General features: G+C 44.9%; 23 protein-coding genes. 14 read left to right on the plus strand and 9 right to left on the minus strand.

Features of this window, described 5'->3' with window-relative positions; all coding sequences use genetic code 11:
- Nucleotides 1-3: 3 nt before the first annotated feature.
- Genes flhA through R7E47_RS01565 form a run of 7 tightly spaced genes read right to left on the minus strand, consistent with a single transcriptional unit; the run spans nucleotide 4 to nucleotide 6271 of the window.
- Nucleotides 4-2094, minus strand: a complete 2091-nt coding sequence (flhA, locus tag R7E47_RS01535; RefSeq protein ID WP_005375024.1) for a flagellar biosynthesis protein FlhA — start codon at nucleotides 2092-2094, stop codon at nucleotides 4-6.
- Nucleotides 2095-2125: 31 nt separating this feature from the next.
- Entirely contained in the window at nucleotides 2126-3253 is a 1128-nt protein-coding gene (gene flhB, locus R7E47_RS01540; protein WP_005375025.1) for a flagellar biosynthesis protein FlhB, read from the minus strand.
- Complete coding sequence (fliR, locus tag R7E47_RS01545; RefSeq protein ID WP_005375027.1) at nucleotides 3250-4026, minus strand: flagellar biosynthetic protein FliR; 777 nt, start codon at nucleotides 4024-4026, stop codon at nucleotides 3250-3252. Before fliR ends, flhB begins: the two co-directional genes overlap by 4 nt.
- Entirely contained in the window at nucleotides 4026-4295 is a 270-nt protein-coding gene (gene fliQ / locus R7E47_RS01550; RefSeq protein ID WP_005375036.1) for a flagellar biosynthesis protein FliQ, read from the minus strand. The genes fliR and fliQ overlap by 1 nt, the downstream gene beginning before the upstream one ends.
- Before the next feature lie 12 nt (nucleotides 4296-4307).
- The gene (gene fliP / locus R7E47_RS01555) at nucleotides 4308-5066 is read right to left on the minus strand and encodes a flagellar type III secretion system pore protein FliP (RefSeq protein ID WP_005375037.1); all 759 of its coding nucleotides are present in this window, start codon (nucleotides 5064-5066) and stop codon (nucleotides 4308-4310) included.
- 18 nt (nucleotides 5067-5084) lie between these two features.
- Nucleotides 5085-5456, minus strand: a complete 372-nt coding sequence (gene fliN, locus R7E47_RS01560) for a flagellar motor switch protein FliN (protein ID WP_005375038.1) — start codon at nucleotides 5454-5456, stop codon at nucleotides 5085-5087.
- Nucleotides 5453-6271 (minus strand): FliM/FliN family flagellar motor switch protein, encoded by an 819-nt coding sequence (locus tag R7E47_RS01565; protein WP_005375039.1) that lies wholly within the window; start codon nucleotides 6269-6271, stop codon nucleotides 5453-5455. The genes fliN and R7E47_RS01565 overlap by 4 nt, the downstream gene beginning before the upstream one ends.
- Before the next feature lie 379 nt (nucleotides 6272-6650).
- Between R7E47_RS01565 and R7E47_RS01570 the strand changes: the two genes are divergently transcribed.
- Genes R7E47_RS01570 through fliJ form a run of 8 tightly spaced genes read left to right on the plus strand, consistent with a single transcriptional unit; the run spans nucleotide 6651 to nucleotide 14674 of the window.
- Nucleotides 6651-7670, plus strand: a complete 1020-nt coding sequence (locus tag R7E47_RS01570; protein ID WP_170893960.1) for an OmpA family protein — start codon at nucleotides 6651-6653, stop codon at nucleotides 7668-7670.
- On the plus strand, nucleotides 7670-9001 hold the full coding sequence (locus R7E47_RS01575; protein ID WP_047102378.1) for a sigma-54 interaction domain-containing protein: 1332 nt from the start codon (nucleotides 7670-7672) through the stop codon (nucleotides 8999-9001). The genes R7E47_RS01570 and R7E47_RS01575 overlap by 1 nt, the downstream gene beginning before the upstream one ends.
- Before the next feature lie 15 nt (nucleotides 9002-9016).
- On the plus strand, nucleotides 9017-9373 hold the full coding sequence (gene fliE, locus R7E47_RS01580) for a flagellar hook-basal body complex protein FliE (RefSeq protein WP_005375045.1): 357 nt from the start codon (nucleotides 9017-9019) through the stop codon (nucleotides 9371-9373).
- Between the two features lie 3 nt (nucleotides 9374-9376).
- Complete coding sequence (gene fliF / locus R7E47_RS01585; protein ID WP_005384024.1) at nucleotides 9377-11128, plus strand: flagellar basal-body MS-ring/collar protein FliF; 1752 nt, start codon at nucleotides 9377-9379, stop codon at nucleotides 11126-11128.
- Complete coding sequence (locus tag R7E47_RS01590; RefSeq protein WP_005375048.1) at nucleotides 11097-12110, plus strand: flagellar motor switch protein FliG; 1014 nt, start codon at nucleotides 11097-11099, stop codon at nucleotides 12108-12110. Before fliF ends, R7E47_RS01590 begins: the two co-directional genes overlap by 32 nt.
- A gap of 4 nt (nucleotides 12111-12114) precedes the next feature.
- Nucleotides 12115-12870 carry a flagellar assembly protein FliH gene (gene fliH / locus R7E47_RS01595; RefSeq protein WP_170893961.1) on the plus strand — a complete coding sequence of 252 codons (756 nt, stop codon included), beginning with the start codon at nucleotides 12115-12117 and terminating at the stop codon, nucleotides 12868-12870.
- A complete protein-coding gene (gene fliI / locus R7E47_RS01600; protein ID WP_005375057.1) occupies nucleotides 12863-14209 on the plus strand; it encodes a flagellar protein export ATPase FliI in 1347 nt (448 codons plus the stop codon). Before fliH ends, fliI begins: the two co-directional genes overlap by 8 nt.
- Nucleotides 14210-14233: 24 nt before the next feature.
- Nucleotides 14234-14674: a flagellar export protein FliJ gene (gene fliJ, locus R7E47_RS01605; RefSeq protein ID WP_258493956.1), complete on the plus strand. Its 441-nt coding sequence runs from the start codon at nucleotides 14234-14236 to the stop codon at nucleotides 14672-14674.
- 16 nt (nucleotides 14675-14690) lie between these two features.
- On the opposite strand, the gene R7E47_RS01610 is transcribed toward fliJ, so the two are convergent.
- Both R7E47_RS01610 and R7E47_RS01615 read right to left on the minus strand, forming a co-directional pair.
- Nucleotides 14691-15749, minus strand: a complete 1059-nt coding sequence (locus R7E47_RS01610) for a S1 family peptidase (RefSeq protein WP_025768593.1) — start codon at nucleotides 15747-15749, stop codon at nucleotides 14691-14693.
- 73 nt (nucleotides 15750-15822) lie between these two features.
- The gene (locus R7E47_RS01615) at nucleotides 15823-16716 is read right to left on the minus strand and encodes a LysR substrate-binding domain-containing protein (protein WP_053307935.1); all 894 of its coding nucleotides are present in this window, start codon (nucleotides 16714-16716) and stop codon (nucleotides 15823-15825) included.
- A 128-nt stretch (nucleotides 16717-16844) separates the two neighbouring features.
- Here R7E47_RS01615 and R7E47_RS01620 point away from each other — a divergent pair, with 128 nt between their 5' ends.
- From R7E47_RS01620 to R7E47_RS01645, 6 genes are all read left to right on the plus strand, one after another.
- Nucleotides 16845-17768, plus strand: coding sequence for a DMT family transporter (locus R7E47_RS01620; RefSeq protein ID WP_033906700.1), 924 nt, complete (start codon nucleotides 16845-16847; stop codon nucleotides 17766-17768).
- Between the two features lie 99 nt (nucleotides 17769-17867).
- The gene (locus R7E47_RS01625) at nucleotides 17868-18314 is read left to right on the plus strand and encodes an SRPBCC family protein (RefSeq protein ID WP_005375065.1); all 447 of its coding nucleotides are present in this window, start codon (nucleotides 17868-17870) and stop codon (nucleotides 18312-18314) included.
- Nucleotides 18315-18397: 83 nt separating this feature from the next.
- Nucleotides 18398-19150, plus strand: coding sequence for a phosphatase (locus tag R7E47_RS01630; protein ID WP_005375066.1), 753 nt, complete (start codon nucleotides 18398-18400; stop codon nucleotides 19148-19150).
- A 156-nt stretch (nucleotides 19151-19306) separates the two neighbouring features.
- Nucleotides 19307-19696, plus strand: coding sequence for a cytochrome b562 (locus R7E47_RS01635; protein ID WP_021035869.1), 390 nt, complete (start codon nucleotides 19307-19309; stop codon nucleotides 19694-19696).
- 218 nt (nucleotides 19697-19914) lie between these two features.
- Nucleotides 19915-20274 (plus strand): hypothetical protein, encoded by a 360-nt coding sequence (locus R7E47_RS01640; protein ID WP_080276971.1) that lies wholly within the window; start codon nucleotides 19915-19917, stop codon nucleotides 20272-20274.
- Nucleotides 20275-20689: 415 nt separating this feature from the next.
- Nucleotides 20690-22129, plus strand: a complete 1440-nt coding sequence (locus R7E47_RS01645) for a PepSY domain-containing protein (protein WP_318083631.1) — start codon at nucleotides 20690-20692, stop codon at nucleotides 22127-22129.
- Nucleotides 22130-22149 lie beyond the last annotated feature (20 nt).

Genomic DNA, 22149 nt, shown 5'->3' on the forward strand with positions numbered 1-22149 from the left:
AGATTAACCAAGGTTTCCTACCACATTGATTTGTTTGTTTTCTGGGATTTCGTTGTAAGACAATACTGCCAGCCCTTGTGTAAATGTACGAGCGTAACGCGCTAGAAGAGGGCGCAGCTGTGGCATAACGAGAAGGATCGGAGGTAGCCCCTGTTGCTTAAGCTGTTGTCTGATCAATGGCAAGTTTTGTTGGAACTGACCAAGAATGTTTGGCTCAATTGGGAAGCTATCTAGTGTTACCGTACCAGAAGATTGTGCTTGTTGCAGTGAAGTTAGTAGCATTTGTTCTAGCTCATCAGACAGTGCGTAGACATTTAACTCGTTCTTTTGTCCTGCAATTAAGTTAACAAGCGTACGCTTTAGTGCACAGCGCACATCAGATGCAAGTAGGATCGGGTCCTTTGTATTTTCCGCGGATTCCAACATTGTGTTGGCAATCGTGCGAATATCTTTTAGTGGCACTTGGTCTAATAAAAGCTGACGATATACTTTCAGCTGCTGCGCTGGATTAAGTGCTGCTGCTAATGCTTCTGCTAGTTTCGGGGCTTGTTGTGTCAAACGCTGGGTTATTGCTTCCACATCGTCGTGCGTAAACAATTCTGCAAGGTTTGTCTTCATGATTTTACTAATATGAGTGGCAATAACAGTGCCATCATCGACAACTTGGTAACCCATATTAAGTGCTTTTGCTTTATCTTGATGCTCAATCCACACAGCTGGCAACTGATAAGCAGGATCGCTACCCAAAATGCCATCTACCTCACCGTAAGTTTCGCCAACCGCTATCGCCATTAAACGCTCTGGTTCAATAAAACCTTGCTCAATGACTTCGCCATTTAGAGAAATTGTGTATTGGTTTGGCTTGAGGCTTAGGTTGTCACGAATACGAACTTCAGGTAATAAAAAGCCAACTTGTTCAGAAAGGTTTCGACGCACACCGCGGATACGTTGTGATAAAGGAGCCCCTTGCTCTTTGTTGACTAGATGGACGAGTCGGTAACCAAGCGCAAGTGATAATGTTTGGACGTGAGGAATATCATCCCATGTCAGCGGTGTATCATCGTCTTGCATCGCTTGTGAAAGTGCTTCGACCTCTTCAATCTGGGAGTCTTGCACTGGCTTCTTGGTTTGACGCCACCCTGCGAACGCTAATGCGCCAGCAAACGCAAAAAAGGCTAGGTGTGGCATACCCGGTACCATACCGATTACCGCCATAATACCTGCGACAGTAAATAGCGTTGCAGGAGTTGCCAGTAATTGCTTTTGCATGGTTTCCGACATGCCATTATCGCTATCATTAATTCGCGTAACGATAATCGCGGCAGCCGTTGCCAATAGTAGTGAAGGAATTTGAGCAACTAGACCATCACCGATTGTGAGTAGGGCATAAGTTTTAAAGGCGTCAGACGCAGCGAGTCCATGCTCGAAGACACCAATACTAATACCACCAATGATATTGATAAACAGAATCAACAAACCTGCGATGGCATCGCCACGCACAAACTTTGATGCACCATCCATCGAACCATGAAAATCGGCTTCGTTGGCGACTTCTTTACGGCGTAAGCGAGCCGTTTCCTGATCGATAAGGCCAGCGTTTAAGTCGGCATCAATTGCCATTTGTTTGCCTGGTAAAGCATCCAACGTAAAGCGGGCTGAAACCTCAGAAATACGTTCACCACCTTTGGTGATTACGACGAAGTTGATGATCATCAAGATGACGAACACCACCATACCAACGACGTAGTTACCGCCAATGACGACTTCACCGAATGCTTGAATGACCTTACCCGCTGCGTCACCACCATTATGTCCTTCTAGGAGTACAATTCGCGTAGAAGCCACGTTCAATGTGAGACGTAATAATGTTGCGACCAGCAAAATAGTTGGAAAAACAGAGAAATCTAATGGTCGCTTTGCGGTTGTGCTGACGAGCAATACTAGGATTGCTAAGACGATATTAAAGGTAAACAGCGCATCCAGTAGCAGAGGAGGCAAAGGAAGAATCACCATTGCTAATATCATTAGCAAGACGATTGGAATGCCAACGTAGCCTTTGGTTGATGTTTGAAGTTGTTTTAACCGGTTAAGCATACTTTCGTGTCCTTGGATAAACGCGGGTTAATCAGTGCTGCAAATGTTTTGGAATCGAAAAATGAGGTAAAGGAATTGGCTCTTTTCCCTCACCTTTACGAAAGGCTTTCAATTGCAAAACGTAAGTAAGAATATGTGCCACTGCGATGTACAGTTGGCTTGGGATTGCTTGTTCAATCGCCGTCGTGTGATAAATCGAACGGGTAAGTGGCGGGGAGTTAATGATTTCCACTTTGTTTTCTCGGGCGATACGTTGAATGTGCATAGCAGTTTCGTCTACGCCTTTTGCGACGACAAAGGGCGCGTCAGAAAGCGAAGGCTCGTATTTCAGTGCGACTGCGTAGTGCGTTGGGTTTGTGATGATCACGTCAGCCGTCGGCACCATTTTATCGATCTTACGGCGCGCAAACTGTTGCTGTATTTGACGAATACGTTGTTTTACTTCCGGACGACCTTCATTATTTTTAAATTCCTCTTTCAATTCTTGTTTCGTCATGCGGAGTTCTTTTAGGTGTTCCCAACGCTGATAAGGAATGTCGATAACCCCAAATAACAACAAGGCGAAGCCCATTAAGAGTAAGCCTTCAAACAGAATGGACATTACTAGAGAAAAACCTTGGCTGAGTGGGAGGTTTTGCATGCCAAGTAATGGCTGTAAGTGGTTGTCTAAATAGCCATATAAGATGCCGAAGATCACGGCTACTTTGAACGTCGACTTTAAGAGCTCAACCACTGAGCGGGTCGAAAAAATGCGCTTTATCCCGCTCAAAGGATTAATTTTGCTGAGCTTTGGCATCACGTTCGCGGGACGGAACATCCAGCCGCCTAGCACAAGGCTACTACCACAGGTCACGATAATAATGACGGTAAACAATGGTAATAGCATGTCGATGATGACTGCTAAACTTTGTCCCAATTGCTCGACAAGTTGTTTAGGATTTTCTAGGTCGGCTCGCGTCAGCATCATGTTGTAGCGAAAGATACCCGACATGCTTTCCCAAATACTATTAAGCTGAGAGTAAAAGTAGAGCGCCACCGCTAGAAATATAACCGCAGTAGTAAACTCTTTCGCGCGAGGAATTTGTCCTTCCTGACGGGCTTTCTTTACCTTCTGCGGTGAGGCTTTTTCAGTTTTGTCTTGAGAAGATTGATCGCTCATGCTCCCCCCAACATAAAGTTACTCAAGTGTCTAATGGTGTCGTGAACGAGCGCCGTGTAGCGACCAGGAACACCAGAAACTGAGATTAATACGCTGAATAGACCCAGCAGCATCGTCATAGGAAAACCTAACGCATAGACATTAAGTGATGGTGCGGCTCGGTTCATTACACCAAAACTGATGTTGGCTAGAAGCATGGAAACAATAGCGGGTAAAGCCAAAGCTAGTGAAGAGGCAAACATCCAACCGAAAATATTGACAACACCTTGCAGAGAAAGCGATGTGATACCAGATCCGACTGGCCAAACAACAAAGCTTTGAATCACGATATCTATGACGAGTAAGTGTCCTTCTAGCGCAAGAAACAACAAGGTTGAGAAAATCAGAAATATGCGTCCCAAAATGGCGACAGAAAGCCCGTTAATAGGATCATTCATCATCGCCATACCTAAGCCCATTTGCAGAGAAATCACCTGACCAAGCATGGTGAAAACGTTAAAGAGCATGTGCAAAATTAACCCAAACATTACCCCCCAAATAGCTTGCTCAAAAGCAAGGAACAGGGAAGTCATAGAGAATAATTCGACTTGTGGCATGGGTGGCATTAACGGTCCAGTAATGACAACGATCGAGAGGGCCAGTAAAGTACGAACCCAAACAGGAATAATTGCATCACCAAAGAAAGGCATTGAAATAAATACGGCTCCCACACGAAAAAACGGCCACCAGAGTTGACCGAGTATCGCCGAGAGCTCTGCAAATGTGATGGCCATTAGCCAATCATCCCTGGTATGTTGTGGAACAAGAAATCAAACAGTTCCATGATCTTACGGAGCATCCAGTGACCTGCAAAAATCACCATTAATAAGGTAACGAGCAAACGTGGCAAAAAGCTGAGTGTTTGCTCGTTGATTTGTGTGGCAGCCTGAAATACGGCGATACACAAACCGACAATTAAGCCTGGAACAACCAATACGGCAACCATCAAAATGATCAGCCATACTGCATCGGAAAATAACGTTACGGTTAGTTCTGGGGTCATAACTGCTCCTAGTTAACCGAAGCTGGCAGATAAGGTGCCAACTGTCATTGCCCAACCATCCACGAGTACAAATACCACCAACTTAAAGGGAAGTGAGACAATTAAAGGTGATAGCATCATCATACCCATTGCCATCAGGACACTGGCGACAACCAAGTCGATGACCAAAAACGGGATGAAAAGCATAAAACCAATTTGGAAGGCGGTTTTCAGTTCACTAATGACAAATGCAGGCAAGACAACGGCAAATGAAATATCCTCAACGTTTTGGTCGAGAGGCTCATTGGCAATACGTAACATTTGTTCAAGAGAGCTTTGGTGCGTCTGTGCCAACATGAACTCTCTCACTGGTTTCTCTGCAACAGAAAAAGCCTGTATTAGCGTGATTTCGCCGTTGTCGTATGGCTGAAACGCATTTTCATAAATATCGCTCCAGACAGGGCGCATAATCAGTAACGTCAATGCGAGAGCGATCCCGACCAACACTCTGTTAGGTGGGCTTTGTTGAAGACCAAGAGCTTGGCGCAAAATCGCAAGGACAACGACAATTCGAGTAAAGCTCGTCGCCATCAAAATAAATGCTGGAAGAAAACTGAGCGCCGTCATCAACAACAGAATTTGCAGTTTAACGCTGTATTCTTGTTGTGTGTCGCCATCAGAAACGGACAAGATAGTTAAGCCGTTGTCAGCCGCCATTGTTGGGAAAGCAAACAAAAGTGACACCAATACCAAAAGAGGTAACCAACGGTGCCAAGCGCTCAGATTTTTCATTGTGATGCCTACCTAAGATTATTGACCAACGCCACTCAATGCAGAGTCATGTACATCGATCAGACGAAGCCCATACTTATCATTGACAACGACAACTTCAGCGTGGCCCATAAGAGAACCGTTTACTTTCACGTCTAAAGGCTCGCCATTGAGCTTTTCCAACTCGATAACCGTGCCTTCACCCGCTTTCATTAAGTCCCCAAGTGGGATCTCCTTACTCGCAACTTCCAGCGTGACTGTGACAGGAATGCTTTTGAAAAAGCTAAGGTCACGTTCCGCAGTGGCTGGTTCTTGTTGGAGCGTATCTTCGGCTTCAAAGTCTTCTAATTGAAAATCATCAAAGTTCAGTTCTTCTGCGTCGAATGCATTAGTTTCTAGCGCTTCGCTCATCGCTGCGGTTCCTTATCAGGGTTAAAGATCAAAACAAGTTGGCCGTCTTGCTCGGCAATACGACCTGTAAATAGAGATTGGTTGCCAATGCTTACTGGAACCGTGTTAAGAAGCTCAATAGGTAAAATATCGTTGGGTTGTAAGCCAACCACATCACTTAAAGGCATCTTCTTTTTACTTAGAACAACGTTCAGTCGAACGGGGGTCGTCTCTAAAGAACGACAGAAAGGTTGAAACAAATCGGTATCAGGCTGCAGTTCAAGCTGCTCGATTAGCGTTTGAATAAGATGACCATCTAGCTTGAGATGAATTGAGCCTTGATGATCGTCAAACGCAATGTTTAATTGAACGTTAATGCCAATACCTCTAGGGGTCTCATACTCACCCGTGTCCCACATTTCACCAGGAGCAAGCCAACCGATGATGATTCGACTGATGCGCTCTTGTAAACGTAAGTCACTGGCCGTCAGAGTAGCGGCTGAACGCTCTGCACTTGCACCATAAAATCTATCAGCCAACTTTATTAGCGTGTGGGGGTTACCATGGATGAATACCATGCCGCCTTCCTGATGTTGATAGGTCGACGTTTGCTCTTTGTCCATCTCAACCGATGTAAAGCGGTGCAAGTCTACTGAGGTTAAGCTAGCTTCCACTTTTCCTGTGCTGAGCCAATTTTGTAATTCAGTCGTAAGGTTTGAGCAAGATTCTGAAATTAAATTATCGAGCTTCTCACGAATGATATGAATAGGTTTGCCTAATAATTCTACATCAAGTAGTTGACTATCAGAAATAGGCTCGCTAACTCTATTTTCCATTTATATTTTACCGTGCGTTAACAATCGAAAGTGTTTTAACTTAATGGCGTGTAGTCTACACAGAAATTTTAATGATCTTTTAGCTCCAAACTCTAAGATTGTGACTTTAGTTCACATGTTGCTTTGTTCATATAGTCATAATCTTTTAATGAAATTTAAAAAGAGTTAGTTTTCTTTATAAATCGCTTAATAAATAAAATAACAATGTTGAGCGTTTTAGTTGTTATAGATTTTTTAAATTGCCTTTATGGCGTAACAACAACTTCAAATAAATAAATTATAAGATACTGTTTTTTATGCTTAAAGCTTCCATTGGAGGCTAAGCGTGCTCTCTTGAGCGTTTTGTAACCAATTTTAATATTCAGAATAGGTAATTAAAATGATTAGCTATGCCAGTTCTCTCGGCTTGGTGGCATATTTAATTAAACGGTTTAAGTCATGGGAATGTAAGATATACATGAATCATGTCCGTTTGATAATTTGTAACACAATTATTGTTATCAGTTTTATTTTTTCAAAAGTGTCATATTCAGAAGAAGTCTTAACAATCCCTATGGACCTCTCTAAATGGACATATGAGGGAAATAAATTCAAATGCAACTTGTTGCAATCAAATAATGACTATGGGAAGTTTTATTTCCTAGCGGAACCTAATAATAAATTCTATTTTATTTCCGATATAGAATATGAAAACAATAAATGGAAAACGATTGCTTTAACAACTCAAAATGCTCCTTGGAGTGATGAGCTTTATAGAAAAGAATTTGGCTCCCTTGAATTTACCAAGCCGTCTCAGCGTTTCATCTTTAATAAAGGCGCTGAAGAATTCATGGATTCAATTGCTTCGGGTAGTTGGGTGACGCTGTCACTTAAAGGAAGTAATGCTTCCTCTGTTTCAGAGATTGTGATTCCTACTCTTCAAATTCAAAACGCATTGAAATCATTTAATGCGTGTCGCGCGCGATTGCCTAAATTGTCTTTTTCAGAGGCAAGGGATATGGCGCTCTCATTTGAGTTTGGTCAGAAGACGTTAAGTCGTGGACAGAAAGCAACACTAGAAGCGCTGTATAGCTATGTATCTGTGGATGATCGAGTGACCAAAATCCTCATCGACGGTCACACCGATAACGTTGGTTCAAGTTTAACGAACCTTTCTGTGTCACGTACTCGAGCAGAGCAAGTCACCAATGCTTTGATTGAGCTTGGGGTCGACGAGTCGATGATCGAAACACGAGCTCATGGTTCACGTTACCCAATTGCCAGCAATAACTCGGTTAATGGCCAAGCAAAAAACCGACGTGTCACCCTACGTTTAGTGAGGGACAACGAGTATACGGCTGCGAAACACTACCCAGATCTACAATCACAAAATCAACAAACGAAAGTTAAGGTTCAATGATGACGAAAACGAAAATTTTGTTGGTTGAGCCAAATGAAGCTCTTGCTCAACCAGTATTGGATGTGTTGCAAAATGCAGGTTACACCGCGAAACACACTCGTACTGGTCGAGGCGCTTTGCTTGAAGAGCGAGCAGAAATCACTTTAGTGAGCTCTACGCTGCCGGATATGTGTGTTCGTGAGTTTGTCGCGTGTCACCAAAAGCAGCGAAATTCGGGTGTTGTTATTGCGATTGTCGACCAAGAGCAAGGCATCTTGGCTGCTGAGACGATGAAAGCGGGCGCTACTGATTATCTATTACGCCCATTTGAATCTAATCAGTTGGTTAATCTGCTTAAACGTGTTGAAGCGTTAGGTAAGCCAATGGCCAACATTGTTGCGGAGTCTTGGAGAAGCAAACAAGTTCTGCAATTGGCGCATCGTGCAGCATGTACTAACGCGAGTGTGCTTATTACAGGTGAATCGGGAACGGGTAAAGAAGTGCTGGCGCGATATGTGCATGAGCACTCTCCGCGTATCAATGGTCCATTTGTGGCGGTTAACTGTGCCGCCATTCCAGAGTCAATGTTAGAGGCTGTGCTATTCGGTCATGTAAAAGGCGCGTTCACCGGAGCGACAAATTCTCAAAGCGGTAAGTTTGAAGAAGCAAATGGCGGGACGATTCTGCTTGACGAGATTGGTGAAATGTCACCTGCGGTTCAAGCGAAATTGTTACGCGTCCTTCAAGAGCGTGAAGTAGAACGTGTTGGTAGCCATAAAGCTGTTCAGCTCGATATTCGTGTTATTGCGGCAACCAACAAAGACTTGCGTGAGGAAGTTCAAAAAGGCACGTTCCGTGAAGATCTTTATTATCGATTAGATGTGCTGCCTCTGCACTGGCCGCCTTTGCGTGAAAGAAAAGAGGACATTCTACCGATTAGCCAATTCTTTATTGAAAAGTATCAAGATAGCAGCCGCTGCCACCTATCCCAAGATGCGATTAGTGCGCTGAGTCAGTATCACTGGCCGGGTAATATTCGTGAGTTGGAAAATGTCATTCAACGCGCTTTGGTCATGCGTCATGGTGATTACATTACAGCCCATGACCTGATGCTGCCTATTGAGCTTGTCGCGTCAGTTCCTACAGCAGAGCCAACTTCAAACTTTGGTCATGTAGAAGCGAAGAAGCAAGCTGAATATCAGTTTATTTTGGAAAAGTTACGTCAGTTTGGTGGAAACCGAACGAAAACCGCAAACGCGCTTGGAGTCTCTACTCGAGCGCTACGCTACAAGCTCGCAGCAATGCGAGAACATGGTATTGATTTACAGTCGGCACTAGGCTCGGCTGCCTAATAGGAGAAAAAATAGATGGCAAGTCAACCTACTCATGCGGTCTCGGCAGAGCAACTTATGTTGTCAAAAATGCAGGCGATGCAGGCACAAGTGCAGCCGCCAGAGTTTATCGTGAGTGCAAATCCTTTAGATCAACAATCACTAAACGCACCTTTATCGTTCTCACAAGCGATGACAAATGTGTTGGATACAGTGAATCAACATCAATCAGTGGCTAGTCAAAAAATGACGGCCGTAGAAACAGGAAAAAGTGATGACCTAGTTGGTGCAATGGTCGCGAGCCAAAAAGCCAGCTTGTCCTTTAATGCTTTGATGCAAGTGCGCAACAAAGTCGTGACCTCATTTGAAGATATTATGAAGATGCCGGTGTAATTCATGTCAGAACTAACCCCCCAAGTCGCCGGAAACACAGCTATGGCTACCGGCACAGCACAGACATTTTCTACTGCCAACGGCATGGACGATGTGACAACGAAGCTGAAGCAAATCTGGTCTAGCAGTCAGAGAAACTTAGTGCTATCTGCGGTGTTAGCTGCGATTGTTGCAGCGATTATTGTGGTTGCACTATGGAGTTCCTCGCAGAGCTTTCGTCCGCTATATAGCCAACAAGAGCGTTTTGATATCGGCGAAATTGTGTCGGTATTAGAAAGCGAAGGCGTAAGCTACCGCATGCAAGAGCAAAATGGACAAGTTCTTGTACCAGAAGGTGAGGTTGCGAAGGTACGCATGTTGCTTGCATCAAAAGGTGTTAAAGCTAAGCTGCCGACAGGTTTGGATTCGCTCAAGGAAGATAGCTCTCTTGGTACGAGCCAATTTATGGAAACAGCGCGTTATCGTCATGGTTTAGAAGGTGAGTTAGTACGTACTATCATGTCTTTGAACTCAGTAGCGAACGCGCGTGTTCATTTAGCAATACCTCGTCAAACTCTATTCGTCCGCCAAAACAGTGAGAATCCTTCAGCATCTGTCATGCTTGAGCTCAAACCTGGTGAAGACTTAAAGCCTGAACAAGTTGAAGCGATCATTAACCTAGTGGTCGGTAGTGTCACGGCAATGAAGCCAGAATTTGTTTCTGTCATTGACCAGTATGGCCGTCTTCTTAGTGCGGATGTCGCTTCTGCGGAAGCCGGCAAAGTAAACGCGAAATATCTTGAATACCAGAAGAGTGTTGAAAAACAGATCATCCAACGCGCAGCAGATATGCTTACGCCGATTGTGGGGCCGAGTAACTTCCGCGTACAAGTCGCTGCCGATCTGGACTTTAGCCAAGTTGAAGAAACACAAGAAATTTTGGATAACGCGCCGGTTGTGCGTAATGAGCACACCATTCATAACAACTCGGTTGATCAAATTGCATTGGGTGTTCCTGGCTCTCTAAGTAACCAACCGCCAGTGACAGGATCTGGTGAAGTGGAAACGAACGATAGCCAAAACACGAATGCGCGATCTGAAGTGAATCGTCAATATGCTGTAGGTAGTAGTGTTCGTCGTACTCAATACCAACAAGGCCAAATAGAAAAGCTTAGTGTCTCGGTTCTGTTGAACTCCAAAGCTTCGCCAGATGGTGTGGCGTGGAGTGAAGCCGATAAAGAGCAAATCTCAAACATGATCATGGATGCTGTTGGTATCTCTGCCACACGAGGTGACAGCTTAAGTTTAATGAGTTTCAACTTCACCCCAATCGAAATTGATGCTCCTCCTGCACTGCCGTGGTGGCAAGACCCTACAGTACAGCAGCCAATACGCTACGTTATTGGTGGCTTGTTAGGCTTGGCGATGATCTTCTTCGTACTGCGTCCATTAATCATGCACCTAACTGGCGTTGATAAACCTGTGCCTGAGCTAAATTTTGCTGAGCCTCAGGAAGAGCCTGACTACGAAAACTTGCAAACGCGTGAAGAGCGCGAGCATGAAGAAGTACTTGATCGCCGCCTATCTGAAAAAGGCATCTCAGCCTCTTCAGGTTTAGATGTAAACAGCGACATGCTACCACCAGCAGGTTCGCCATTAGAAATTCAATTGAAACACCTACAGCTTATTGCTAATGAAGAGCCAGAGCGCGTAGCCGAAATACTGAAACAATGGGTAAACATCAATGAACACAGTTCTATCAAAGCAGACGCTTAGTTATGTTGAACAAACCGCGCTCGTGCTATTAGGCATGGGCGAGGATGCCGCAGCGAAGGTTTTGCAACACTTTAGCCGTGATGAAACCCAGCGTGTGACTCGTGCAATGGCGAAGTTAAATGGCATTAAGAGCGATTCTGCTCGTGGTGTTATTCAAACTTTCTTTGAAGATTTCCGTGAGCACAGCGGTATTCGAGGAGCCTCTAAGGAATACCTATCTAATACATTGCGTAAAGCGTTGGGTAACGATTTGGCAAAAGGGTTATTGAATACGTTATATGGCGATGAAATTCGCAACAATATGCAGCGCTTACAGTGGGTGGAAGCAGAAACTCTCGCTCGTTTCATTGTGAACGAGCACCCACAAATGCAAGCAATTTTTCTAGCGTATTTGCCAGCGGACAGCTCTTCAGCGGTATTGAAGCACTTGCCACAAGATTACCATGACGAAATTTTGTTCCGTATTGCTCAATTGCAAGATATCGATCATCAAGTTGCCGTTGATTTGCATGAACTCGTTGAGCGTTGCATCGAAAAAGTATCCGCGAGTCAAAGCACGCCGTTATCAGGTGTTAAGCAAGCAGCAGATATCATTAACCGCTTTGAAGGTGACCGTGGTTCATTGATGGAAATGCTGAAGTTGCATGATGAAGATGTTGTTAATGCAATCGAAGAAAACATGTTCGACTTTATGGTTCTTGGCCGACAACGCGAAGAAACCATGGACATGTTGGTGCAGCAGATTCCGCTAGAGTTGTGGGCAGTCGCGCTAAAAGGTTCCGATATTACCTTACAACAAGCTATTAAGCGTTCAATGCCGCAACGTATGGTGAAAGCGCTAGAAGATGACATGGACGCACGCGGCGCTGTTGCGTTAAGTCGAGTTCAAAAAGCACGTCAAGACATCATGCAAATGGTACGTGAGCTGGATGAATCTGGTGAAGTTCAGCTGCTTCTCTATGAAGAGCCAACGGTGGAGTAAGGTCATGCTAGAGACAAAATCAAGTACTATGCGATTGCCTCCGAGCGGGTATCGTTTACACCGTTTTCCTCCTTTAGCGCAACCTAAGATTATCGAAGACGAATTCGGGCTAGATAACCAAGGCTGGCAAGAACCTCAAATAGATATCCAACAGCAACTTGAAGAAGGTTTTCAACAAGGTTTGCAACAAGGACATGAGGAAGGCTTACGCCAAGGTATCGAACAGGGCAAGCAACAAGGTCTGTTGGAAGGCCAAAAAGAAGGTTTCCAAAAAGGCTTTGTTTCCGGTGAGCAGTCTGGAAAGCAAGGCTTTTTGGAGGCGGCGAAGCCTGTCAATGAACTTTTTCACGCCCTTTCTCGTTGGCAAGATGAAAAAGAACAGCAACAACGCCATATGATTTGTGAACTGGTACAAAAGGTAGCTCAGCAAGTGATTCGTGCCGAGCTCACTTTAATGCCTCAGCAGATCCTAGCTTTGGTGGACGAGACATTGTCTGCCATGCCTGGTAAAGCGGAAACAGTAACTGTGCATTTAAATCCGCAAGATTTAGAGCGCATTACTCACATCAATGCTGATTTGCCGCAATCTTGGAAACTGGTCCCTAATACGGAGCTTCCTATTGGTGGCTGTCAGTTAGTGACTGATGACGCAGAAGCGGATGCGAGCTGCGACTCTCGCTTGGAAGCCTGTATGGACAATGTAAAGCAACACCTTTTGGATGAAGTCAGTATTCCACAGGTAGAGTCTGAGCATGAGTAATACCCTAAGCCATGAACTATTAAGTGAGCGTTTGAGCGAAGCCTTGGCTTCGCTCGATTCAATCCCTGTTGCTCGCGTAACAGGGCGATTGATAAAAGTAAACGGCTTAATGTTACAAGCCGTAGGGTGTCGGTTTAAGCTTGAGCAGCGTTGTCTCGTAGAAACCGCGGAAGGCGATATGATCGAAGCGCAAGTTGTGGGCTTTGAACACACCATTGCTTACCTCATGCCTATCCGCCGTTTAGGCGGTTTGTTTGCAGGTGCAAAAGTCATCCCTCTTGATGGTGACAGTACCGTGCAGCTAAGCTCTCAGTGGTTAGGACGCGTACTGAATGGTTTAGGTGAGCCGTTAGATGATGGGGCACCGCTTAAGGGGGGAGATCGAGTTTCACTTGAACCAAAACCGATTAACCCACTGAAGCGACGCCCAGTTGATACACCACTCAACGTAGGCGTGCGAGCGATTAATGGACTATTGACGGTAGGCAAAGGCCAACGTATTGGTTTGATGGCTGGCAGTGGCGTCGGTAAAAGTGTGTTAATGGGGATGATCACCAAAAACACGGAGGCCGATGTAATTGTGGTCGGGCTTATCGGTGAGCGAGGCAGAGAAGTACGTGAGTTCATCGAGAGAAACTTAACCCCAGAAGCGCGCAAGAAAGCGATCATTATCGCGGCTCCTGCTGATGAATCCCCGCTAATGAGGTTAAGAGCGACATTACTTTGTCATCGCGTTTCAGAGTATTTCCGAGACCAAGGCAAAGACGTTCTACTTCTGATGGACTCTCTAACCCGATACGCCATGGCACAGCGCGAAATCGCTCTTTCGCTCGGTGAGCCTCCAGCTTCTCGTGGTTATCCGCCCTCAGTCTTCAGCGTGTTACCTCAACTCTTAGAGCGAGCGGGTAACAGTGAAAATCAACATGGTAGCTTAACGGCAATTTACACCGTATTGGCAGAAGGGGACGACCAACAAGATCCTGTCGTGGATTCCGCGCGCGCCATCTTAGATGGGCATGTCGTTTTATCGCGTCAACTGGCTGAGCAAGGGCATTATCCCGCGATAGATATCAACGCGTCTATTAGCCGTTGTATGAATACTTGTACGCAGGACGCACACAGCACGATTGCGAATAACTTCCGTCAAATGTACTCCAACTACCTTCAGGTTAAAGAGTTACTGCCATTAGGGGGTTATCAACCAGGACAAGATCCTGAGTTAGATCAATCTGTTGCTATGTATCCAAATTTGCGTGCATATCTACAACAAGCTGCCAACGAGTCTGTAGATTACCCAACCAGTTTGACCGAGCTCGCGCAGCTTTTTCAAAGTGCTTAATCAAATGGGAGTGACAAGGCTGAAATGAAATCCAAGTTAAAAGCCGTAGGCAAGTTACAGCAAATGGAAGAAAAACAGCGTGACCGTGTGGGTCAACAACTTGATGCCATGCGTCAGCGTCACTCCCATCTTTCAATGCAATTGGAACAGTTGTCGGCGTTGAAAGGCCACGCTGGACAATCAACCCGAACCGGCCCGACGCTGACGAGCGCGGCTTTGATGAACTTTAATCGTGTTGACCAAATGCTACAAAGAATGCTTCGTCACCACGAGCAAGAGCAAGCCGTTATGCAAGCGGAATGTGCATCTGTACAGAAAACGCTAGAACACAAGCACGCACGCGTTCAAGGGTTAGAAAAAGTGCTTGATCGTTGGCGTACTAAGCAGAACTATGAAAAAGCGAAAAAAGAGCAAAAGACGATTGAAGACATCATTAACTCTCGCGTTAAGCGTAAGATATTATGATGTCTTGTTGACGCTACTAGGAGCGCGAATAATTTCTGCGGTGTCTTAGCCAACCAAACCAGCCTCCAAGCATGATCAACCCTGATCCGAGAGCACCGCCGCCACTGCTGCCGTTGTTACCAAAGCCAGATGTGTTGGTATCGACAGGCTCAAAGCCAGAGTCCCCTTCGCTATGATAATCTTCCGAACTTGCTAAGAGGGCGTTATAACTGGTTTTTACACCTGAGCTGGTTTGGGTCTCAATCCATGTTGCATAGTTCAAAATCTCGGTAAACACACTTGGAATCGCAGCGGATTCGCAAACTGAAGAACCGTAGCTCACAATGCCAATTTGCTGATACATGCCATTATTGTCTTGATAGGTGAGAGGACCGCCTGAGTCACCACGACAGATACCAGTGTAGCTTCGTTCAGGAAATCCATTCGCACATAAACTTTCCTGAGCGTTAAACCCTGTTACCAACGAAGCGCATTGGGTGTCGGTAAGGGGTTTTACTTCTGCCCAGCGTAAATAGTTAGGGGGGCTTTCATCATTGGTTGAGGTCTGACCTAAACCGAATATCTGATAAACTGACTTGCTGCTGTAGTCTCCAAAGTCTTGCGGTAAAGTGATGGATTGGACGTTATCGGTGATAGGTCTAGTCAATTCAAGGACAGCGATGTCATTAATCCATAAATCGCTAGGCACATAATCAGGATGAATCGTGATAGAGCGAACATCTTTGAATTCTTCAACAAACACGTCATTCATCGTAGGGTTTTTGACTAACACTCGTAGGTCGTTGATTGTCCAGCCGTCAGTAAAAACGCTTGGTTCTACGCAGTGAGCCGCAGTTAAAATGAAGCGGTCGTTTACAATGGTTCCCCCACAAATATTGGCAAACTGATTAGCGCCAGTTTTATGTAGAATAAGACGTGCAAAAAAAGGAAGTTGGTTTTGGGTAGCCTGCTGACCCCCAATAATTGCCGTGGAGATCCCTTGTTCTGAAAGGCGGTTATCATTTTCTACTTCAGCGGTCGTACTCAAAGATACTGCAAAACAGAGTGCGCTTAGCCATATTTGATACTGCTTCATAAACCATCCTTGGATGAAAAGTGCTCTTCTAACTTTATACTAGTTTTTCAGTGAATGTGCTTAACAAAAGTTTCTAATAGTTGAATGATTGTTGTAGCCAAGATCGCAACAGATGAAACGATTCAAGCTTTAGCTTGTGTGGCGGGCATACAAAGTAAAGCTGTTGATGAGGATTAATGACGGGTTCACCCAGCTCGATTAGCTGACCATATTTGATGTCATCCTTCACAAACAAGCGATGAGTGACCAATAACCCCAAACGACGAGTTGTGGCCTGGACGGCTTGTATCGACATGTTAAAAGTGATTGGTTTTTTATTTTTAGGTCGCTGGATACCCGTCGCGTCCTGCCATACGTTCCAGTCATTTTTTCTTCGCTCGTTAGTAACTTCAATGATGGGATACTGCTTTAAGAGTTGAGTGATGTTTGAGTCTTTTGTCTTCGCTATCAATTCAGGACTGCACACCAAAACCAGTTCATCTTCACTGAGCTTTTCGCAGTAGTAATCCTGCCATTCTTCGGGATTTCCATGCACCAAGGCCGCGTCGATACCTTCTTGTTCTAAATTGAATCTGCCAGACAGGTTTGATAAACGAACGTCTAATTGAGGAGCAAACCCTTGTAAATCTGACATTCGAGGAATCCACCAGTGAAGAGCCAATGAATTCACCATATTGAGCGTAACACGCTGCAAGTTCTGATCTTGGATGAGTGCTTCCGTTGCATCGACAATTTGCTCTAAAGCGGGTGCCACCTTTCGGTAATACTTCTTACCGTCCGCATTGAGTTGAACTTGTCTGCCTATGCGATCAAACAGAGGCTTGTTTACTTGACTCTCCAGCGATTTAATTGCCTGACTTACGGCTGAGTGGCTCACACTTAATATCTGTGCTGCTTCTGTCATGCTGCCAGACTCAGCTACTGCAACAAATGCGTAGATGGACTTTAAGGGGACTAGTTTCCGCATAATTTAAAAACCGTAGCTGGTGATAGATAAGTTAAACTGTAAGTTTTTCTTACATCAATGGTTAATATTACTCGCTATTTACTATAAGTGATGTCTTTTAAAATGCTCCATATATTAAGGAGTATTGAATGAATGCTGTAAATAAATCTATCCTTTTCATGTTAATGTCTACGTTAAGCTTATCTGTTACTGGACTGTTAGCAAAGCAGTTGTCAGGCGAACTTTCCGTCACACTATTTAGCTTCTTACGTTTTTTGGTGCCTGCGCTTATCTTGCTTATCTTACTTCGTGTGAAAAACCTTACCTTTCCTAAAGCGGGCACGCTAAAGCCTATTTTATTGCGTGCTCTTTGTATCGGTTTGTCACAACTTTGCTTTATCGCGTCATTACAAACGTTAACGCTCGTTGAGGGGGTCGTTTTGTTTGCTACTGGCCCATTATTTATTCCCTTGGTTGAAAAGCTGTTCATGAGGGGGCGCATTCGTGTTTCAACATTGGCGGCTTTAGCAATGGCGTTCACTGGTGTGGTTATGTTGGCGGGCGGCGGAAGTGAGATCACATGGCGAGCGGATTTATTGCTCGGCTTGGCTGGTGGACTCTTCAATTCTGGTTCTCAGCTTACGTTATATAAAGTGAGTAAAACAAATATGTCGCCGCTAGAAATCAACTTTTGGGCGTTTGGTTTTGCTGCCGTATTTCTGTTGCCGCTAACTTTGTTTAACGACTTCGACGTGTTACTTAATATGAGTGTTATGGCGCCTGAGATTTCTTCAAATACGCTGTGGATCGGTATGATGTCTCTGATGATCATTAACACCCAAGTTTTTCGCTCCAAAGCATATAAACTGGCAAGCAGTGGCTCTCAACTTGCACCACTCATTTTTACTAACTTATTGTTCACTGCGGTTTGGCAGAGCCTGTTTTTTGAAGACCGAATGAGTCAAAGTCAAATTGTTGGGATGAGTTTAATAGTGCTCGCAATCATACTGAACACATGTTGGGTTCGCTTTAAGGCGCATCGCAGTGGCGGTTTACAAGCGAGAACTTCTTAGTCTGTCGGAAAATGAAGGGGGCAGGTAGATAAATTGGTCGTGTGGTTTGATTTTTCCTGAGTATGGGCTAGCGTCAAGAAAGGTTCAGGGAGAGAAATCATGCTTACGCTAAATTATTACGTCGAAATTTCGGCGACACCGCAACGAGTATGGGAAGTGCTAACCGATGTTGAGTTGTATAAACGTTGGGCGCAAGCCTTTTCACCGCAGTCTCAATTTGAAGGAGCTTGGGAAGAAGGAGGTGGCATCACTTTTTTTGATCCAGATATGGGCGGGACAAGGGCGATCATAGATACGGTGCTACCCCTTCAAAAACTTGAATTTCATCATGTTGCCATTTTTAATCCGGATAATCGTCAACAACTCGATGCTGACCTAGCATCTAGGTGGATCGGATCGCGAGAGATCTACCAGATCGATACCAACAACGATCGTTTACTACTCAATGTTACCATTCATACTCACAATGACTTTGTTTCCATGTTTAATCACGGATGGGAAAAAGCCTTACCCTTGATAAAAGCCATTAGTGAAGAGCAAGCTTAGGGTTCTTGCTTATCTTGGGCTGACGATGCGTTGCCTGAAGGTATACAATAGCACGCAAGATAGCGCACCTAAGAGAGTGGATGATGGAATTTAAAGTTGATACCCATACACATACGTACGCCAGTGGTCACGCGTACAGTACCTTGATTGAAAATGCAAAGTTGGCAAAAGAGAACGGGCTGGATATGTTCTGCACGACCGATCACGCAGAATCAATGCCGGGTGCGCCTCATTACTGGTTCTTCTCGAACCAGAAAATTCTGCCTCGCTTTCTTGAAGGCGTTGCGATTATTCGTGGCGTTGAATCTAACATTATGAATACCGAAGGCGACATTGATATTCCACTGAGTGTGGACCGCAACTTAGATTGGGTGATCGCGAGTTTTCATGAACCCGTTTTTCGTCCTGCAAACAAGCAAACTCACACGGAAGCACTTGTTAATGTCATTCAGAGTGGTCGTATTGATGCGCTCGGTCATCTTGGTAATCCAAATTTCGACTTTGATTTTCAGACCGTTTTAGCGTGCGCGAAAGAGCACAATGTCGCGATTGAAATTAATAACACCACGCTGAAAGGCAACAGCCGAGTAGGCAGCGTAGACCGTTGCCACGAGATTGCACAAATCGGGAAAGATCTCGGTGTTTTCTTCACCACGGGCAGTGATGCGCACTTCTGTCACGATGTTGGTAATCTGGATTTGGTTGGAGAGTTAATGGACAAAGTGGGTATTGATAGCAAGAAAGTGATTACTCACACCGCTCAGCAGTTTTTGTCTTTCTTAGCTTTGAGAGGCCGTAAACCAATTGCAGAATATGACAGCATTCTCAACGCATAAACTTGATTACATTTAAGGTATGCACCCGACGCCAGATTGCTTTACACTGCGACCCGGAAATACTCAACTAAGCTAGTTTTTCGCCTCTTATGGCGTAGGTTATTTGGGTGAATAAAGCCGACACAGAATTCGGCACTATAAATGGAGAAGTGAAAAATGTTACGTCCTTTAGTCCTAGGGTGTGCGATTGCGTTTGGCTCAACATACGCAATGGCAGAAGCGGTTGATTTAAAACAAAACATGAAACAGATGAAGATGGAATTCAAACAGGCGGCGGAAGCGTCTGATGTTGAAACCATGAAATCTGCGATTGATAGCTTGCAAGCGATTGTTGAACAATCTAAGCGTGGTAATTACCCACCAGAGAAGTTTGATACTTACTTAGAAGGCTTTAACAAGCTGACGGTAACGCTAGATAAGATTGAAGCGGATCTTGATGCGGGCAAGCTACAAGAAGCAAAAGCTCAACTGCGTGAAATCGATAGTCTTCGTGAAGAGTACCACGACAAGCGCAATCCAAGCATTTGGAGCAAGTTGTTTGGCTAATTATCTACTGAGCGGAGCATTTGCTCGTGGCAGTGGATTACGCGTTATCTCTAAGTAATGAATGAACACATTATCAGCCTGCCATTTCGGCGGGCTTTTTTGCGACTGTCAATCGATGCATTCAAGAAAACCTGTGAGGTAGCAAGCACTTATTGATCCTGTTTTTGAGCTATCACTCAAAATTGGTTACGCTGTGTGAAATTTGTTAAGTCACCGTTATGCGTAGATTAATTCCTTTTTACCGCTCGATGTTATTTGCTAGTGCTCTCAGTTGGGTGCTAGTGACACTGATGCCTGTTATCAATGCTCATGGTAACAGCATGGGCGTGTGGGCGACGCTATGTACGCTTAACGGATTTGAGTTGGTCCAAATAGAAGAGGGCGACAATTCGGTCAGCCACAAAGGCAAGCCTTGTCCGTTTAGCCACTTCTCGACTTTTCATCACGATACACTTCCAACGACACCGATACTTTCAAGACAGAGCTTGGTGACTTCTGACAGCTACGCTTATTTGGCTCTAAGTGTGCGATTTGAAACACCAGTTCCTCGAGCGCCGCCAGTTTCCCTTTTCTCATAACAAAAACAATTACACGATACCCAAGTAACCTCGAGATGCTTGGTTCAGCGAGAATGACTTGGTTTGTAGACGCGGCGGCGATTTAAAGGTCTAGTGGGTCTAAATCAAGATATCGACAACAAAGTATACAAGCCAAGGCAACTCGCCCTTCGGGAGCGTGTTATTGCTCCGATTGCTGCTTCAAACAACTTGGAAAGAGTGGTCTATTACACAGCGTTGTTTTCTTTGCACTCGAATCAATGACAACGCTCTGAATCCAGCATCTTGAAGTCACTTGGGTATATAGTCAGCAACACTGCCACTTCGAGCAGTGGTACTCCCAAATCTAAGTCAATTAGCGCCGCATACAAATGTGTATGTGCAGGATGCGTTTGACTGAATTTGGGTGTTCAACAATGAAAAAAGGAAAATACACATGTTGAGAAACTCGGCAAAGCCTCAACTCAAGGAAGCCTCACGCGCAAAATCCATCTACTTTATGACGTGGCGATGGCACTTTTACGCAGGTTTGTTCGTCATTCCATTTATGCTCATGCTTTCCCTCACGGGGTTGGTGATGTTGTTTGATGATGAAATCGAACTGGCTCGATACGAAGCGACATTACAAGTTTCACCACAAGAGCACATGATTCCTGTCTCTGCACAATTGGAAACCGTAAAGCAGGCGTATCCCGATTTTAATGTCACTCAATTTATACCTGCTAAAACGGCCGATATCGCCAACCGATTCTCGATTCAAAACCAAGAAGGCAGCTCGCTGATTGTTGCAGTAAATCCTTACACAGGAGACGTACAAGGCACCATTAATCGTGGTGATAGCATCTATGAACTGATGAATAGTATTCACGGTACGCTGCTCATTGGCGACCTAGGCGACCGTTTAATTGAAATCGCCGCAAGTCTGGGGATTTTGCTGTTGGTATCTGGTTTGTACCTTTGGTTACCTAGAGACAACGCCAGTCGCGCCGGCTTTTTGAAAATTCGCCTTAACAACGGTCCTCGGATTTTGATGCGTGACCTGCATGCGAATTTAGGTGGTGTGCTGTCGATTGTTCTGTTGTTCTTTTTGATTTCAGGTTTGTCGTGGGCAGGGATCTGGGGGGCGAAAATGGTGCAAGCTTGGAATACCTTCCCAACCTATTACACATGGGGTGAGAAACCGGAATCCACACTGACACACAAAGATCTCAACCATGGCGCTTCAGAAGAGATGCCATGGAACTTAGAGCTTGCTGCTGTGCCTGAATCGAAAGACAAACCCGCTCATGATCATGCCAATATGAAGGAAGATATGGCATACGCAGGCAGCCATGATGCGCTCTTCATTGATGATATCATCCTCAAGGCTGAAATGATGGGCTTCACTGGTTATAAGCTGTTTTTGCCACGCTCTGAGAAGGGCGTTTACACCGTTGCAGCTAACTCCATGGGTGGCGATATCTCCGACCCAAGACAAGATCGCACCAGCCACTTTGACCAATATTCCGGTCGCTTGTTGGTGGATGTAACGTGGCAAGATTACAGCGTATTTGCCAAGTTCATGGCGGCAGGTGTGTCATTGCATCAAGGTGATGTGAGTATATTGAACAAAGTGCTCAACGTAGTGTTCTGTTTGGCGTTCATCTTAATCTCAATCACAGGTGTGGTGATGTGGTGGATTCGTAGACCAAGTCGCAGTGCCACATTGGGCGCGCCACCTAAGTTTCAGCAAGACGGTATTTGGAAGCTTGGCTTAGTAACGTTGGTGATATTGTGTCTGGCGTTTCCGATGGGCGGTTTGGCAATTGTTAAGGTTCTCGCACTGGATTGGCTGTTGTTCAACCGCGTTGAGAAACTGAAAACGGCGTTGAATTAGTAACAGACAAAGAATGGAAT

This window comes from Vibrio sp. Vb1026, from assembly GCF_033338745.1.
GTDB lineage: Bacteria > Pseudomonadota > Gammaproteobacteria > Enterobacterales > Vibrionaceae > Vibrio > Vibrio alginolyticus.

What these genes read in the sequence shown, in the direction of transcription:
- flhA (WP_005375024.1), bottom strand. Translation starts at nt 2,094, where the DNA reads ATGCTTAACCGGTTAAAACAACTTCAAACATCAACCAAAGGCTACGTT.
- flhB (WP_005375025.1), bottom strand. Translation starts at nt 3,253, where the DNA reads ATGAGCGATCAATCTTCTCAAGACAAAACTGAAAAAGCCTCACCGCAG.
- fliR (WP_005375027.1), bottom strand. Translation starts at nt 4,026, where the DNA reads ATGGCCATCACATTTGCAGAGCTCTCGGCGATACTCGGTCAACTCTGG.
- fliQ (WP_005375036.1), bottom strand. Translation starts at nt 4,295, where the DNA reads ATGACCCCAGAACTAACCGTAACGTTATTTTCCGATGCAGTATGGCTG.
- fliP (WP_005375037.1), bottom strand. Translation starts at nt 5,066, where the DNA reads ATGAAAAATCTGAGCGCTTGGCACCGTTGGTTACCTCTTTTGGTATTG.
- fliN (WP_005375038.1), bottom strand. Translation starts at nt 5,456, where the DNA reads ATGAGCGAAGCGCTAGAAACTAATGCATTCGACGCAGAAGAACTGAAC.
- R7E47_RS01565 (WP_005375039.1), bottom strand. Translation starts at nt 6,271, where the DNA reads ATGGAAAATAGAGTTAGCGAGCCTATTTCTGATAGTCAACTACTTGAT.
- R7E47_RS01570 (WP_170893960.1), top strand. Translation starts at nt 6,651, where the DNA reads ATGATTAGCTATGCCAGTTCTCTCGGCTTGGTGGCATATTTAATTAAA.
- R7E47_RS01575 (WP_047102378.1), top strand. Translation starts at nt 7,670, where the DNA reads ATGACGAAAACGAAAATTTTGTTGGTTGAGCCAAATGAAGCTCTTGCT.
- fliE (WP_005375045.1), top strand. Translation starts at nt 9,017, where the DNA reads ATGGCAAGTCAACCTACTCATGCGGTCTCGGCAGAGCAACTTATGTTG.
- fliF (WP_005384024.1), top strand. Translation starts at nt 9,377, where the DNA reads ATGTCAGAACTAACCCCCCAAGTCGCCGGAAACACAGCTATGGCTACC.
- R7E47_RS01590 (WP_005375048.1), top strand. Translation starts at nt 11,097, where the DNA reads ATGAACACAGTTCTATCAAAGCAGACGCTTAGTTATGTTGAACAAACC.
- fliH (WP_170893961.1), top strand. Translation starts at nt 12,115, where the DNA reads ATGCTAGAGACAAAATCAAGTACTATGCGATTGCCTCCGAGCGGGTAT.
- fliI (WP_005375057.1), top strand. Translation starts at nt 12,863, where the DNA reads ATGAGTAATACCCTAAGCCATGAACTATTAAGTGAGCGTTTGAGCGAA.
- fliJ (WP_258493956.1), top strand. Translation starts at nt 14,234, where the DNA reads ATGAAATCCAAGTTAAAAGCCGTAGGCAAGTTACAGCAAATGGAAGAA.
- R7E47_RS01610 (WP_025768593.1), bottom strand. Translation starts at nt 15,749, where the DNA reads ATGAAGCAGTATCAAATATGGCTAAGCGCACTCTGTTTTGCAGTATCT.
- R7E47_RS01615 (WP_053307935.1), bottom strand. Translation starts at nt 16,716, where the DNA reads ATGCGGAAACTAGTCCCCTTAAAGTCCATCTACGCATTTGTTGCAGTA.
- R7E47_RS01620 (WP_033906700.1), top strand. Translation starts at nt 16,845, where the DNA reads ATGAATGCTGTAAATAAATCTATCCTTTTCATGTTAATGTCTACGTTA.
- R7E47_RS01625 (WP_005375065.1), top strand. Translation starts at nt 17,868, where the DNA reads ATGCTTACGCTAAATTATTACGTCGAAATTTCGGCGACACCGCAACGA.
- R7E47_RS01630 (WP_005375066.1), top strand. Translation starts at nt 18,398, where the DNA reads ATGGAATTTAAAGTTGATACCCATACACATACGTACGCCAGTGGTCAC.
- R7E47_RS01635 (WP_021035869.1), top strand. Translation starts at nt 19,307, where the DNA reads ATGTTACGTCCTTTAGTCCTAGGGTGTGCGATTGCGTTTGGCTCAACA.
- R7E47_RS01640 (WP_080276971.1), top strand. Translation starts at nt 19,915, where the DNA reads ATGCGTAGATTAATTCCTTTTTACCGCTCGATGTTATTTGCTAGTGCT.
- R7E47_RS01645 (WP_318083631.1), top strand. Translation starts at nt 20,690, where the DNA reads ATGTTGAGAAACTCGGCAAAGCCTCAACTCAAGGAAGCCTCACGCGCA.